Here is a 13099-nt window from a genome sequence, read left to right on the forward strand (position 1 = left end):
TGCTGATATTGAGCATGCTTTTTTCGACCAGAACAAAAAACAAGGTCAATTCATGCAGCCTAAATTGAGCCCCATCGATCGCAAGATTCTTCGTCTACTGCAACATGACGCCAGCCTGTCGGCGGCAGAAATCGCCGAACGGGTCGAGTTATCGCAATCGCCCTGCTGGCGGCGCATCCACCGGCTTCAGGAAGACGGAGTGATAGAACGCACTGTCGCCCTGCTCAGCACTCAGAAGCTCGGCCTGAGCATGACCGTGTTTGTCGAGGTCAAGCTGTCGGGCCATGGCCGGCGCTATCTGGCCGAATTCGAAGAAGCGATCATCGGCCACCCGGAGGTGCTGGAGTGCTACACCATGGCCGGGGGGATGGATTTCATGCTCAAGGTGGTTGCCCAGGACATCGCCAGCTATGAGCGCTTCCTGCGCGATCATTTGCTGCAGTTGCCGCACGTACATGAGGCCCATTCGAACATTGCCATGAGCACGGTGAAACGCACCACGGAGTTGCCGCTGGACTAGAGGGTGTAGGGTGGGACCGAAAAAGAAAAATCCGTCGAGCAGGCGCTGGCGGATTATCTGGGTCGATGAGGGCAATAAAAACATTTGACTTGCAAATGATAATGATTATTATTGAATCAGCGGGTCGCGAGATCCGCTGGATAACCTGGAAGTCTTAGGTCGGCTTCCTGATTATCTCCTCATCAGGCTAATCACGGTTTTTGACCCGGCTTTTTGCCGGGTCTTTTTTTGGTTCTTTCTTTTGGTTTCGCTGCTTCAGGCTAATGAAGTCTGGGTACTGCGCAGGTGTGTAGCAATGGCGCAGATCATAGCAAAGCAACCCTGATACGGGTCATGTTTTTGCAGCGAAAATGCCCGGATAAGGCATATAAAAAGTAAATGCTGCAACTTTTCACTTGAGAATGATTCTCGCATTCACTAGTCTACTCTTGTCACGGACGATGCCTGTCATTGCAAGGAACAATCCCCATGGAAGATCAGCGAGCGATACATCATGAGTAATCAGCTCCCTTCTTTGCTGCACCTCCCCGCCCGCCTGCCTGAGCCGCAACCCGCGCCGCAGGTCATCGAACTCGGCCACCGGCTTGGCAAGCTTTCGCGCCGTACCCGGCAGATATTTCTGCTCAGTCGGCTCGACGGTCTGGCGTATGCCGACATCGCCCGTTTCATGGATGTCGATATCGCCCGGGTAGAGCGCGCGATGCTTCGCGCACTGGGCAAGGCACATCTTCAGAGCACCGATGACAGCCGTGCCATTCAGGACCAGGCCAGCCGCTGGTATGCGCACTTGCAGAGCCCTGCTGCAACGGCCAGTGAACGCATCGAATTTCGCCACTGGCTGGACGCCGATGCTGCACACCTCTCAGCGTTCCAGAACAGCGAGCGCATGTGGCGCCAGTTGCAGGCACCCGCCCTGTTGCTCGGTGCGTCCGGCTGGCATCGGCGCAAGCGACGTGCCTATCTGGTGTGGTGCCTGCTGACGGCATTCATCTGCAGCCTGATGGTCACCGCCGAGGCTATTTCTTGACACAGGATGACCGCTGCGATGAAGTTTACGTCGCAAGGTGCCCGGTTGATCGGTGTACAGTAGCGGCCTGAAAAGGCATCTACGTAAGCAGGCACCTATCTTGACCCTCACGATCAGTTCAGATTTCGACAGTGGCAATATTCAGGTTCTCGACGCAAGCGACCCCGCGCATATAAGCCTGGCGATCCGGCCAGACACGCAAAGCGCGCATTTCCAGTGGTTTCATTTCAAGGCTGACGGCCTGAACGTCGGCCAAACCTATGGTTTCAGCCTGACCAATGCCAGCGAGTCCACCTTCAACAATGCCTGGACCGGCTACAACGCCGTAGCGTCCTACGACCAGCAGAGCTGGTTTCGGGTGCCGTCCGGTTTTGACGGCAAGGCACTGAACTTCAGCCTTGCGCCTGACCAACCGCAGGTCTGGTTTGCGTATTTCGAACCCTACAGCCGTGAGCGCCATGACCGGCTGATCGAACAGGCACAGGAAAAGGCCGGCGCACACTTGCTGGCTGTCGGCAAAAGTGTCGAGGGTCGTGATATTCAGCTGCTGCGCAAAGGTGACGGTGCCGAAGGCAAGCGCAAGATCTGGATGATTGCCCAGCAGCATCCCGGCGAGCACATGGCTGAATGGTTCATGGAAGGCGTGATCGAACGCCTTCAGCAAAAAGACGACGCAGTGCTGCAGCAATTACTCGCCAACGCGAACCTGTATCTGGTGCCTAACGTCAACCCGGACGGCGCCTTTCATGGCCACTTGCGTACCAATGCCAACGGCAAGGATCTCAACCGCGCGTGGCAGGACAGCACTGAAGAACAAAGCCCGGAAGTCTTTTTCATCAAGCAGCAGATGGAAAAATACGGCGTGGACATGTTCCTCGACGTGCACGGTGACGAGGAAATCCCCTACGTATTCACCGCCGCGTGTGAGGGCAACCCGGGGTACACCGCGCATCAACGCCAGCTTGAAGAGCGCTTTCGCAGCCGTCTGTGCGAGGTTAGCGACAGCTTCCAGACGGTCTACGGCTACCCGCGCAGCGCGCCCGGCCAGGCCAATGTGAACCTGGCGGCAAATGCCGTGGGCGAACGCTATAAATGCCTGGCGCTGACGCTGGAGATGCCGTTCAAGGACCACGATAACGCGCCGGACCCGGTAACAGGATGGTCAGGCGAACGCTCGGCGCAACTGGCCGGGGATGTATTGACCGTGCTGGCCGAGATGGTTAACGACCTGCGCTGAAGACTCCCGCCTGTCGGCAAGCCGAGATGCCCACTTAAACGTGGGCATTTTTGTTTTTGCTGGCTGTACGGCGTACGATCAAACTCGCCAATGCGATTAATGCCAGCGTGATCACCACTGCTCCGTAGACATTGCTGGTCATCACCAGCCCTGCCGAGTGGGCAAAGAATCCGGCAACCAGTGCCGGTATGCAGAAGGCCAGGTAGCTGAGTACCAGAAGGCTGACATCAGCCCTCCCCGCTCATGGGCATGCGCGGTTGGCATGAGCATCCGCAGTGCGCCCAGAAAACTTGATCCGAAACCGATGCCCGCCACCACGGCACCGACGAAGAACAGCCACAACATGCCAAGGTTGACCGCCAGTAGAATGACCGCCACACCGAGCGGCAAAAAGCTTGCGCCTACCCACAATCCCAGCACCGGCTCGCGCTGACGCAAGCTCAGAATCGCCAGCGCGCCACTGAGCGTCAGCGCCGCAACCGCCAGGCCACCGTTGAGTGGCGAGTTCAAGCCAGTCGCCGCTGCCAGCAAGGATGGGCTCAGCGACAGAAAAAAACCGCCCAGTGCCCAGGCTGCTATATCCACCGGCAGTACCAGCCATAACATGCGCCGCGACTGCTGCGGAACGTGCAGCGATGGCTTGAGGGATTGCCAGACGCCTGGCTGGCGGCTGACGGTTTCTTCCACTCGGCCAAGGTAAATCGCTTGCGCCACAAAGGCGGCCAACAGGAAGCAGTAACCCAGCACCAGTGGCAACGGCGCGAACTGCACCAGCAGTGCCGTGCCCAGTGCCCCCACCGCCATGCCGAGCATGGGCGAGATGCTGTTGATCAGCGGCCCTTTGACTGAATCGCTGTCCAGCAAGGCAGCCCCCAATGCACTGGCAGCAAGTCCTGTAGCAAACCCCTGCAACAGACGCGCGGCCATCAGCCAGCTAACATCGCTGGCAAAAATGAACAGCAACATCGAAACGATTTGCAGCAGCAAGGCACCGAAAATCACCGGACGCCGCCCCAGGTAATCAGACAACGAGCCACCGATCAGCAAGGCGGCCAGCAGGCTGAATGCATACACTGCAAAAATCAGGGTGAGCACGCCGGACGAGAAGCCCCATGCCTCCTGATACAGGTGATAAAGCGGCGTGGGTGTGCTGGACGCGGCAAAGAAGCACAGTGTAGTGAAGGCCAGAAACCCGAGATGGCTTCGCGCCCGGCCATCAGACTTGAGGTCTGATAGCGTCGAACCTTGTGAAGGAAGGGACATGAATACGCTCTCCGCCAATGCAACCTGTTAAAGCCATAAATTAGCTTTTGCGGAGTGTGCGACGCAGGAGCGCTTAAAGCAAATACTTTGTGTTAAGGTCCGCCGTATGGCTATCAAAGAAGCAGTACGCACCGGAGGCCGCAGCGCCCGAGTGCAGGAATCCATTCACCGCGCGGTCCGCGATTTGTTGCTGGAGCATGATCGTTCGGCGCTCAGCGTGCCAATGATCGCGCTCCGGGCGGGCGTTACGCCGTCGACCATTTATCGCCGCTGGGGTGACTTGACCACCTTGCTGGCAGACGCCGCCATTGAGCATCTGCGCCCTGATGCGCCAATAGATCAAGGCAGTCTGCACCAGGACCTGCTGACCTGGAGCGAAATGTATCTCGACGAAATGTCATCGACTCCAGGTCGAGCCCTGATGCGCGATGTGGTCGCCAGCACCTCTGGCTGTGTCGGCAGGTGCGCGGCAATGGTCCGTGAGCAATTGCAGGTGATGATTGATCGTGCGACGGCTCGCGGCGAAGCCTCGCCGACCGCCGATGACCTGATTGATGCCATCGTTGCGCCGATGATCTACCGGATTCTGTATTCCGAATCGGCCCCCACGCCCGAACGCGTGCGTCAATGGGTCGAGCGCTGCCTGAGCTGAGGCAACACTTGCTGCAGTCAGTGGCTGAAACTCCCGTTATGATGCGCGCCTTGTCCGATATCAATGACCGAGCCTATTCATGCACACCCTCGCAGATCTACGCGCCGGCAAGCTGGCAGGTATCAAACGGCTTGACCTTTCCTGCGGCCTGAGCGAATTCCCGGTCGAGATATTCGACCTGGCGGACACCCTGGAAGTATTGAACCTCAGCGGCAACTCGTTGACTTCGCTGCCTGACGACCTGTGCCGCCTTACCCGGCTGCGCGTGCTGTTCGCGTCAGACAACGCGTTCACGCACCTGCCGGAAAGCATCGGCCAATGCCAGCAGCTGCAGATTGTCGGCCTCAAGGCCAATCGCATTGAACAGGTCAGCGCCGCAGCACTGCCACCGCGCCTGCGCTGGCTGATACTGACCGATAACTGTATCGAGTACCTGCCTGATGAACTGGGCCGTCGCCCGGACCTGCAAAAGCTGATGCTCGCTGGCAATCGCTTGCGTACGCTGCCCGCGACCCTCGCTGATTGCCACAAACTGGAGCTGATCCGCATTGCGGCCAATCGCCTGACCGAGCTGCCGGACTGGCTGCTGAGCCTGCCTGCCCTGGCATGGCTTGCCTATGCCGACAATCCACTGTGCGCCGAGCACCGTGCCGAGCCGATCCGTCAGATCCCGTGGCATCAGTTGAGCATCGGTCAGCGCTTGGGCGAAGGCGCTTCCGGGATCATTCAGCAGGCGCTCTGGCAGCACGCAAACAATGAGCGAATGACGGCGGTCAAGCTGTACAAAGGCAGTGTCACCAGCGATGGCTCACCGCTCAATGAAATGGCCGCCTGCATCGCCGCTGGCCGTCACGCCAACCTGATCGAGGTGCTCGGGCAAATCAGCGGGCATCCCGATCAACAGCGTGGTCTGGTCATGGAACTGATAGCGCCCGACTTCGGCAATCTTGCCGGGCCGCCGAGCCTGGAGTCCTGCACCCGCGATGTCTATGCCCGCGAAACACGCTTTTCGCTGCCGGTACTGTTACGTATCGCCGAAGGCATCGCGTCGGTCACTGCGCACCTGCATGCCAACGGCATCACGCATGGCGATCTTTATGGCCACAACATTCTTGTGCAGGAAGATGGCAACTGCCTGCTGAGCGACTTCGGCGCGGCGTCGTTTCACCCGTCAGCGGTACAGGGAAAGGCGCTGGAGCGCATCGAAACACGGGCATTCGGTATCTTGCTGGGAGAATTGCTGGAGCGTTGCGATGCAGATGAGCAGAACCAGAACGTCATCGAGGGGCTAAGGGCGCTTCAGGCGAGTTGCGTACAGACTGATTGCCAGCGACGACCGTCACTGGCGGAGATTCTTCTACAGATAAAAGCATGGGGCGCGTAAAGCGCTCCATTACACAGTGATCAGCCTGCAAGACCCACGTACACGTTCTGCACGTCGTCGTGATTGTCGATGGCTTCGAGAAACGCTTCGACTTCGGCCATCTGCTCCTCGGTCAGACCATCCACGGTGCTTTTCGGGCGATAACCCAATTGCGCCGACTGCACGGTGAAACCAAATTCAGGGAGCGCCTTGCAAACCGCATCCATGTCTGTGGATTCGGTCAGGAACAGCGTAGCGCCCTCCTCAGCCGACTCGAAATCCTGGGCACCGGCTTCGATTGCCGCCAGCTCCGGGTCGGCATCCGCTGCTGCAGGGACAGCCTCGATCATGCCCTGATACAAAAAGTCCCACGAAACCGAGCCCGCAGCACCCAACTGGCCCTTGCGGAACAGCACGCGAATTTCCGAGACCGTACGATTGATGTTGTCGGTCAGGCACTCGACGATCACCGGTACGCGATGCGGCGCAAATCCTTCGTAAGTCAGACGCTCGAAGTTGACGCTCTCGCCCAGCAGGCCTGCGCCTTTCTTGATGGCACGCTCCAGGGTTTCGCGCGGCATCGAGGCCTTTTTGGCCTGTTCCACTACCAGCCGCAGACGCGAGTTCATGTCCGGGTCTGCGCCAGCGCGTGCGGCGATCATGATCTCCTTGGACAGCTTGCCAAACGTGCGTCCCTTGGCATTGGCTGCCGCTTCTTTATGCTTGACCTTCCACTGTGCGCCCATGTCTGCTCTCTTGATTCGCTAGGCACCTCGCCGCCTGCGCCTGCACGACTGACAGAACGCGGCGCTGGCAAGGCGCTGAAAAAGGGTCACCGGCAAATATCCTGTCCGGCGCGGCGCATTTTATACGCGATCACGGCAGATGAAACCCCCGCCGCGCACATTGCTCGAACGAACTCGCCAAGATGGCTGCCAATCGGGCCGACGGCAATCATCCGCTTTCCATCACTGCTTGTAGTCTTTTTCCGAAAAACCTTGCAGCAATGCTTTTAGGCCAAGGTATTCCGTAACCTGCGCACCCTGATTTTGAAGGTAGAGAGCCCCGCAGATGCGCAAGGACCTGCAAATGCCAATCATACTGGCGATTACCGACTGCCAGACGGATCTGCATGTCATCAGCTTCACCGGCCGTGATGCTCTCAATGAAGCGTATCGCTTCGATATCTGGCTGATCGGCGCCCCTCTTCTGGATGTGCGCAGCCTGCTGCACCGAGAAGCGTTTTTGAGGTTCGGTGAGCGTCGCGGCGGCGTGCATGGCCAGATCTGCCATGCGGCCCGAATCCACAGCGGGGCTCGCGTGAGCCTTTATCACCTGATCCTGATGCCCAGCCTTGGCAAGCTTGCAGCCCATCGGCACCGGCGCATCTATCAGGATATTGCGCCTCCTCAGTTGATCGCTCAGTTGCTTGAGACACACGGTATTGGCGCAAACGCTTACCGCTTCGAGCACATGAACGGTCTTTACCCGGCCAGACCGCTGCATATCCAGTACGACGAAAGCGATCTGCACCTGCTGCAACGCCTGTGCGAGGAAGAAGGCATTCATTTCCGTTTCGAACATCGTCAGAGCGGCCATCGGCTGGTGTTCTCGGATGACTCTGCAAGCTTTCCGGCACAGCCAGTACCCTTACGGTTCAAGCGTCAGGAACAGTCAGGCACATCGACCGGGACGCTCTTGCACATGGCAGAAGTGCTGACGCTTCCAGGCGTTTCGCGACAACCCGCTCCAGGCCTGAAACAGACGCAGCCCCCCTCGTCAAAGCACGACGAGAACGCCAGAACACCCGCAGCCAATCATGCATTTCAACCGTCAGGCGTTCTCGGCCCAATCAGCCAGGAAGAGGCGCTAGGTCGCCAGCGCGGCATGCGCGAGCTGGAGCGCTTGCGCTGCGAACGGCGCGAGGTCAGCGGGCACAGTAACCGGTCTGGCTTGCGCAGTGGCGAAGTCATACAGGTGCTTGATCACCCGGAGCCATTGCTTAACGACCAATGGTTGCTGACCGAAGTGCTGCACGCAGGTCGGCAATTACAGGTGCTCAGAGGGGCCACCGCCCATGATGCCCTGGCAATCCTGCGCATCCTCACCGACGAGCAGCGCTCATCACCCGCAGCCGCACAGCTATCAGGCAATGGCTATGGCAACCGTTTCAAGGCCATCCCCTGGGCGATGCCGTTTCGCCCTTCAGCCAGACATCCTCGACCGGCCGCCACAGGCGATCATATAGCCACGCTGCAAGACAGCGACACGTACGCAGAACAGCCCGGCTACCGACCGGTTCGTTTCGACTGGCAAGCGCAACACCCGGAAGACCGAACCACCCAGCGCTGGCCGATGGCGCTGGTGGCCTGCCGCGAGATTCATCAGTTGCTGCCTGGCTCACGCGTACTGGTCCGTTATCTGGACAGTCATCCCGAGCGCCCGGTTATCTGCGCAGCCCTGCCACCGGCTGAATATGCCTCGCAAGACAGTCTGTGGCACGGCGACCAGTCTGCAAAACCAGCCGATTGCATTCGACTTGCGAGCGGCCAGCACCTGCGCGTTACAACAGACAGCGAGTTGATTGTTCACGGGCAGGCGGCAGAGCTGCACATTGATGCGCAGCACATCCAGATTCTGGGTCGCGTAGATCAGCAGTCCTTGAAATCCGGCTGGCGCTTGTCGATAAACGCGTTCATGCCCTCCTTCTGATCGTGACTGGCGAAGGCTGCGTGAAACACCCGGCGCTCGAACCGGATGCCTTCGGCCAGACTGACCTCGAACGCGCGGTTGACGCTCTCCTTGACCATCATCGCCACCGGCAGGGACTTGCCGGCGATCACCGCCGCTACCGCGAGGGCTTCCGGCAGCAACTGCTCAAGTGGCACTACCCGCGCAACCAGCCCGGCACGTTCGGCTTCGTGAGCATCGATCAGGCGACCGGTCAGGCACATTTCCATGGCTTTGGCCTTGCCGACGGCGCGAGTCAGACGCTGCGTCCCGCCCATGCCCGGCAACACACCGAGATTGATCTCCGGCTGCCCGAACCTGGCGTTTTCAGCCGCCAGAATGAAATCGCACATCAACGCCAGTTCACAACCGCCACCCAACGCAAAACCGGCCACTGCCGCCACGATGGGTTTGCGCCGCGCGGCCACCCGATCACTTTCGCGAAACAGGTCGTCGAGGTAGATTTGTGGGTAGGACAGGTCGACCATTTCCTTGATATCGGCACCGGCCGCAAAGGCTTTTTCCGAACCGGTCAGCACGATGCAGCCGATGGCACTGTCTGCTTCGAACTGGTCGAGTGCGTGGTTCAACTCGTCAATCAATTGAGCATTCAATGCATTAAGTGCCTCGGGACGGTTCAGCGTAATCACGCCAACCTTACCTATAACCTCACCTAGAATTGTCTCGTAAGACATTGATAAATATCCTTTTAAATTAATAACCATGCACAGGCATAAAACCTAGAATCTACATTCGAAAAAAACCGTAACTCTTTGAATAAATTATCTAATCGATGATTTCAATGGCGACGGCGGTGGCCTCTCCGCCACCGATGCAAATCGCCGCCACCCCGCGCTTGAGCTGCCTGCGCTGCAAAGCCGCCAACAGCGTCACAATGATCCGCGCGCCCGAAGCGCCTATCGGAGACCCAGCGCGCACGCCCCACCGTTGACATTGACCTTCTCGTGCGCAAGGCCCAGTTCACTCATCGCTACCAGCGGCACGACTGCAAACGCTTCGTTGATCTCGAACAGATCGACGTCATCCAGCGCCCAGCCTGTCTTGCTCAGCAGACGCTGAATGGCGCCTATCGGTGCGGTTGGAAACAGGCACGGCTGATCAGCAAATGCCGCATGTGCGTAAAACACCGCCAAGGGCCGCAACCCTCGCCGCTGCGCCTCGGACTGACGCATCAACAGCAGTGCTGCGGCGCCATCGGAGATTGAGCTGGAGTTGGCTGCCGTAACCGTGCCGCCCTCGCGAAAGGCGGGTTTGAGCGTCGGGATCTTGTCCGGACGCGCCTTGGGCGGTTGTTCATCGTGAATGATCTGCCTGGACTCTTTACCCACGGTGACCTGCACCGGCACGATTTCTGCGTCGAAATGACCGTCGGCGATGGCCTCCTGCGCGCGGGCCAGTGACGCCAGAGCGAACGCATCCTGCGCCTCGCGACTGAAACCGTTCGACCCGGCGCAGTCTTCGGCGAAGGCACCCATCAGCCGACCCGGCTCATAGGCATCCTCAAGGCCATCCAGAAACATATGGTCCAGCACCTTGCCGTGCCCCATGCGGTAGCCATTGCGAGCGCGATCCAGCAGGTAAGGTGCATTGGACATACTCTCCATGCCGCCAGCCACTACCACCGCCGTGCTGTCTGCCATCAACAGGTCATGGGCCATGATTGCGGTCTGCATACCGGAACCGCACATCTTGTTGACCGTGCTGCACAGCGTCGCATTGCCTAGCCCGGCCCCGAGCGCAGCTTGTCGGGCGGGCGCTTGACCGAGGCCCGCCGGCAGCACGCAACCAAACAGCACATGCTGCACGTCTGCACTTTCAATGCCTGCCCGCTCAACGGCCGCGCGGATGGCGATCGAACCCAGTTCTGTGGCACTCAGGCTCTGCAGATCACCCTGAAAACCGCCCATGGGCGTGCGCGCAGCGCTGACAATGACCACAGGGTCTTGATGAAGGGGTGTCCTTTCGATGGACATGATTATCTCCAGTCTTGTTTTTATAGGATCGGTCGAATCATCAACCTGCTGCCTTGCGGACGCAATGGTTGAAACAGGCAGATTAGCGGGTATCCCGGCATTGCGCCCGACAGGACGAATCTCTCATGGCAGACGAGGTCTGAAGATGACTGAACCCGACGCTGGAGCACACGAATGTCGCTACGCCCGATCCGCGCCCTGCTCTCAGGCCTGCTTATCCTTGGTTTGAGCGCGTGTGCACTCATCCCCCATCGAGACCCGCTGACGATCAACGTCGTCGGTATCGAACCCGTTCCCGGGCAGGGACTTGAACTGCGCATGGCGGTCACATTGCGGGTGCAGAACCCGAACGAAACCGAGATCAACTACACCGGCGTGGCGCTGGATCTGGACGTGAACGGTAAGCTGCTCGCCTCTGGCGTGAGCAACCAGAAAGGCACCGTAGGACGCTTCTCCGAGGCGGTGCTGGTGGTGCCGGTCAGCGTGTCGGCGTTCGCCGCCTTGCGCCAGGCACTGGGGCTTAGTCAGAGCCAGCGTTTGGACAATCTGCCCTATACGCTTCGCGGCAAACTGGCTGGCGGCCTGTTCGGCACGATGCGCTTCAGTGACAGCGGCACGCTGGATTTGCGCCAGGCCGAGGGAGATCCCTGGTAACCAGTCATTACGGGTAGTAATGCCTGTCAGGGTTTGGCAGCGTAAACGGGGCGATACAGGTGGCATGCTTTCTGCTGGCTGACTGCTGAGCATGCTCCATGCCTCCCCATCCTCAAGGAAGATTTGCCAATGACCCCGCAGAACCCGTCAGCACGTTTTTTCCCGACCTTTCTGTCTCTTGTGACGCTGATGCTCAGCCTGTGCATGGCACCGACATGGGCTGCAGAAAAAAGCGCCAAGCGCGGCATTGCCTACGACATCGCCCTGCCCGCCGACCTGAGTGCGTTATCTTCGGGCGTGAGCTGGTGGTACAACTGGAGCCCCAAGCCCCACGACCGCCTGGCGTCCTACGACTACGCCTCAATGTACGGTGTGGATTTCATCCCGATGGTATGGAACGGCAACGTTGACGACGGTCAATTGAAGCAATACCTGCTGGCCCATCCCGCCATCCGCTATTTGCTGGTGATCAATGAGCCGAATCTGCTCGACCAGGCCAACATGACGCCCGAAGCGGCGGCCAGTTTCTGGCCGAGGCTGGAACAGATCGCTGCCCAGACCGGCGTAAAACTGGTTGGGCCAGCGATGAACTGGGGAACCATGCCGGGCTACGGCGACCCGGTGGTATGGCTTGATGCCTTCTACACAGCCTATCGATCGATGAATCAAAATCGCGACCCGCGCATCGATTACCTGGCTTTTCACTGGTACGACTATGGTTTGCCAGGAATGCTCGATCGGCTGTCGAAGTACGGAAAACCCTTCTGGGTCACCGAGTTCGCCAATTGGCACGCCCTGGATGACGGTGCGCAGATTGATACGGTCGAAAAGCAGAAGCAGCAGATGGCCGAGATGGTCGCCACGCTTGAGCAGCGCACGGACGTGTTCAGGTACGCCTGGTTCACTGGCCGGATGAACCCGGACCCGCACTTTTCCAGCCTGTTGAACAATGAGGGTAAGCTGACCGAACTGGGCCAATACTACCTCTCGTTGCCGTATAACGAGTGACACTGCGTTGAGTGACCACGGGGTCTTCACAGCTGGCAAGCGAGGCTGCGCCAATCTCGGTCAGGCCACTGATGATGTGCTGGGTATAAGGAAATGACTGATCGGGCTCCAGGACTCTTGCGGAGACCAGAAGCCCCTCCCTGACCAGCGTGTCGACCGCTCCCACACAAACGTGGATGGCCGGGGCACGAGCGTACGCGCGCACCAGCTCCCGGTAGATCTGACCAAACGTAAGCTTTTGGGGTTTGCTCAAGCACAATCGCTTGACGATGCTCAAGATCGCGAGGTCAACGCGTGGACATTCGTAACTCACCGCATTTGCCTTTAACTTAATGAAGCCTGACGCGCAAAACAGTGGACACCCGATACCGTTCTTCCCGACCTGCACAACACACGCTCAACCTTAAATAAAGCCGTGCACAAAGCGTCAATTTTTGCACACTTTTTAGAACACTCTATTTATTGAAGCGCATTCAAAAACAATCATTGAGCCCATCAATCTTTTATAGAACCGCCCTGAATAGACTATTAGTCGCTTGTGTTGAACGCACATAAAAGCGTCAGAATGAAAAGCTTACCAGATCACTAAACCTAGCGACAATTAGGTTTACTAAAAAGCAATTAAAACCTGAAAATTCCAATTTTTTTAAA

Annotated in this window: 10 protein-coding genes and 3 pseudogenes; 8 read left to right on the forward strand and 5 right to left on the reverse strand. The window is 58.5% G+C overall.

All coding sequences use genetic code 11. The features are described 5' to 3' along the window. Window positions 1-52: 52 nt before the first annotated feature. The 3 genes from AC4ANE_RS15890 (at window position 53) to AC4ANE_RS15900 (ending at window position 2784) form a co-directional block, all read left to right on the forward strand. On the forward strand, window positions 53-520 hold the full coding sequence (locus AC4ANE_RS15890) for an Lrp/AsnC family transcriptional regulator (RefSeq protein ID WP_002553253.1): 468 nt from the start codon (window positions 53-55) through the stop codon (window positions 518-520). Window positions 521-1013: 493 nt separating this feature from the next. Then, window positions 1014-1547 (forward strand): sigma factor-like helix-turn-helix DNA-binding protein, encoded by a 534-nt coding sequence (locus AC4ANE_RS15895; RefSeq protein WP_002553251.1) that lies wholly within the window; start codon window positions 1014-1016, stop codon window positions 1545-1547. Window positions 1548-1647: 100 nt separating this feature from the next. Next, window positions 1648-2784, forward strand: coding sequence for a M14 family metallopeptidase (locus AC4ANE_RS15900; RefSeq protein ID WP_031594742.1), 1137 nt, complete (start codon window positions 1648-1650; stop codon window positions 2782-2784). A 34-nt stretch (window positions 2785-2818) separates the two neighbouring features. On the opposite strand, the pseudogene AC4ANE_RS15905 reads toward AC4ANE_RS15900, so the two are convergent. Continuing rightward, a pseudogene (locus AC4ANE_RS15905) lies at window positions 2819-4047 on the reverse strand (MFS transporter). Window positions 4048-4153: 106 nt separating this feature from the next. On the opposite strand from AC4ANE_RS15905, the gene AC4ANE_RS15910 reads away from it, so the two are divergent. Both AC4ANE_RS15910 and AC4ANE_RS15915 read left to right on the forward strand, forming a co-directional pair. After that, window positions 4154-4699, forward strand: a complete 546-nt coding sequence (locus tag AC4ANE_RS15910; protein ID WP_002553247.1) for a TetR/AcrR family transcriptional regulator — start codon at window positions 4154-4156, stop codon at window positions 4697-4699. Between the two features lie 79 nt (window positions 4700-4778). Then, the gene (locus AC4ANE_RS15915) at window positions 4779-6083 is read left to right on the forward strand and encodes a leucine-rich repeat-containing protein kinase family protein (RefSeq protein WP_002553246.1); all 1305 of its coding nucleotides are present in this window, start codon (window positions 4779-4781) and stop codon (window positions 6081-6083) included. A 20-nt stretch (window positions 6084-6103) separates the two neighbouring features. Here the strand turns inward: AC4ANE_RS15915 and AC4ANE_RS15920 are convergent, their stop codons facing one another. Then, window positions 6104-6808, reverse strand: a complete 705-nt coding sequence (locus AC4ANE_RS15920; protein ID WP_002553245.1) for a YebC/PmpR family DNA-binding transcriptional regulator — start codon at window positions 6806-6808, stop codon at window positions 6104-6106. 325 nt (window positions 6809-7133) lie between these two features. Here AC4ANE_RS15920 and AC4ANE_RS15925 point away from each other — a divergent pair, with 325 nt between their 5' ends. Beyond that, window positions 7134-8774 carry a type VI secretion system Vgr family protein gene (locus AC4ANE_RS15925; protein WP_460408399.1) on the forward strand — a complete coding sequence of 547 codons (1641 nt, stop codon included), beginning with the start codon at window positions 7134-7136 and terminating at the stop codon, window positions 8772-8774. On the opposite strand, the gene AC4ANE_RS15930 is transcribed toward AC4ANE_RS15925, so the two are convergent. Together AC4ANE_RS15930 and AC4ANE_RS15935 are read right to left on the reverse strand one after the other, a co-directional pair. Next, the gene (locus tag AC4ANE_RS15930) at window positions 8714-9487 is read right to left on the reverse strand and encodes an enoyl-CoA hydratase (protein WP_002553244.1); all 774 of its coding nucleotides are present in this window, start codon (window positions 9485-9487) and stop codon (window positions 8714-8716) included. The genes AC4ANE_RS15925 and AC4ANE_RS15930 overlap by 61 nt on opposite strands. Before the next feature lie 91 nt (window positions 9488-9578). Beyond that, window positions 9579-10786 (reverse strand): annotated as a pseudogene (locus AC4ANE_RS15935) (acetyl-CoA C-acyltransferase). A gap of 174 nt (window positions 10787-10960) precedes the next feature. Here AC4ANE_RS15935 and AC4ANE_RS15940 point away from each other — a divergent pair. Both AC4ANE_RS15940 and AC4ANE_RS15945 read left to right on the forward strand, forming a co-directional pair. Beyond that, on the forward strand, window positions 10961-11440 hold the full coding sequence (locus tag AC4ANE_RS15940) for an LEA/WHy family protein (RefSeq protein WP_002553242.1): 480 nt from the start codon (window positions 10961-10963) through the stop codon (window positions 11438-11440). A gap of 189 nt (window positions 11441-11629) precedes the next feature. Further along, on the forward strand, window positions 11630-12448 hold the full coding sequence (locus tag AC4ANE_RS15945; protein WP_004664896.1) for a glycoside hydrolase family protein: 819 nt from the start codon (window positions 11630-11632) through the stop codon (window positions 12446-12448). A 37-nt stretch (window positions 12449-12485) separates the two neighbouring features. Here AC4ANE_RS15945 and AC4ANE_RS15950 read toward each other — a convergent pair. Continuing rightward, window positions 12486-12803, reverse strand: a pseudogene (locus AC4ANE_RS15950) (hypothetical protein); the annotation flags it as partial. Window positions 12804-13099: the final 296 nt, after the last annotated feature.

The organism is Pseudomonas sp. Pme6b, assembly GCF_058129925.1.

What these genes read in the sequence shown, in the direction of transcription:
- AC4ANE_RS15890 (WP_002553253.1), top strand. Translation starts at nt 53, where the DNA reads ATGCAGCCTAAATTGAGCCCCATCGATCGCAAGATTCTTCGTCTACTG.
- AC4ANE_RS15925 (WP_460408399.1), top strand. Translation starts at nt 7,134, where the DNA reads ATGCGCAAGGACCTGCAAATGCCAATCATACTGGCGATTACCGACTGC.
- AC4ANE_RS15930 (WP_002553244.1), bottom strand. Translation starts at nt 9,487, where the DNA reads ATGTCTTACGAGACAATTCTAGGTGAGGTTATAGGTAAGGTTGGCGTG.
- AC4ANE_RS15920 (WP_002553245.1), bottom strand. Translation starts at nt 6,808, where the DNA reads ATGGGCGCACAGTGGAAGGTCAAGCATAAAGAAGCGGCAGCCAATGCC.
- AC4ANE_RS15945 (WP_004664896.1), top strand. Translation starts at nt 11,630, where the DNA reads ATGCTCAGCCTGTGCATGGCACCGACATGGGCTGCAGAAAAAAGCGCC.
- AC4ANE_RS15915 (WP_002553246.1), top strand. Translation starts at nt 4,779, where the DNA reads ATGCACACCCTCGCAGATCTACGCGCCGGCAAGCTGGCAGGTATCAAA.
- AC4ANE_RS15940 (WP_002553242.1), top strand. Translation starts at nt 10,961, where the DNA reads ATGTCGCTACGCCCGATCCGCGCCCTGCTCTCAGGCCTGCTTATCCTT.
- AC4ANE_RS15895 (WP_002553251.1), top strand. Translation starts at nt 1,014, where the DNA reads ATGAGTAATCAGCTCCCTTCTTTGCTGCACCTCCCCGCCCGCCTGCCT.
- AC4ANE_RS15910 (WP_002553247.1), top strand. Translation starts at nt 4,154, where the DNA reads ATGGCTATCAAAGAAGCAGTACGCACCGGAGGCCGCAGCGCCCGAGTG.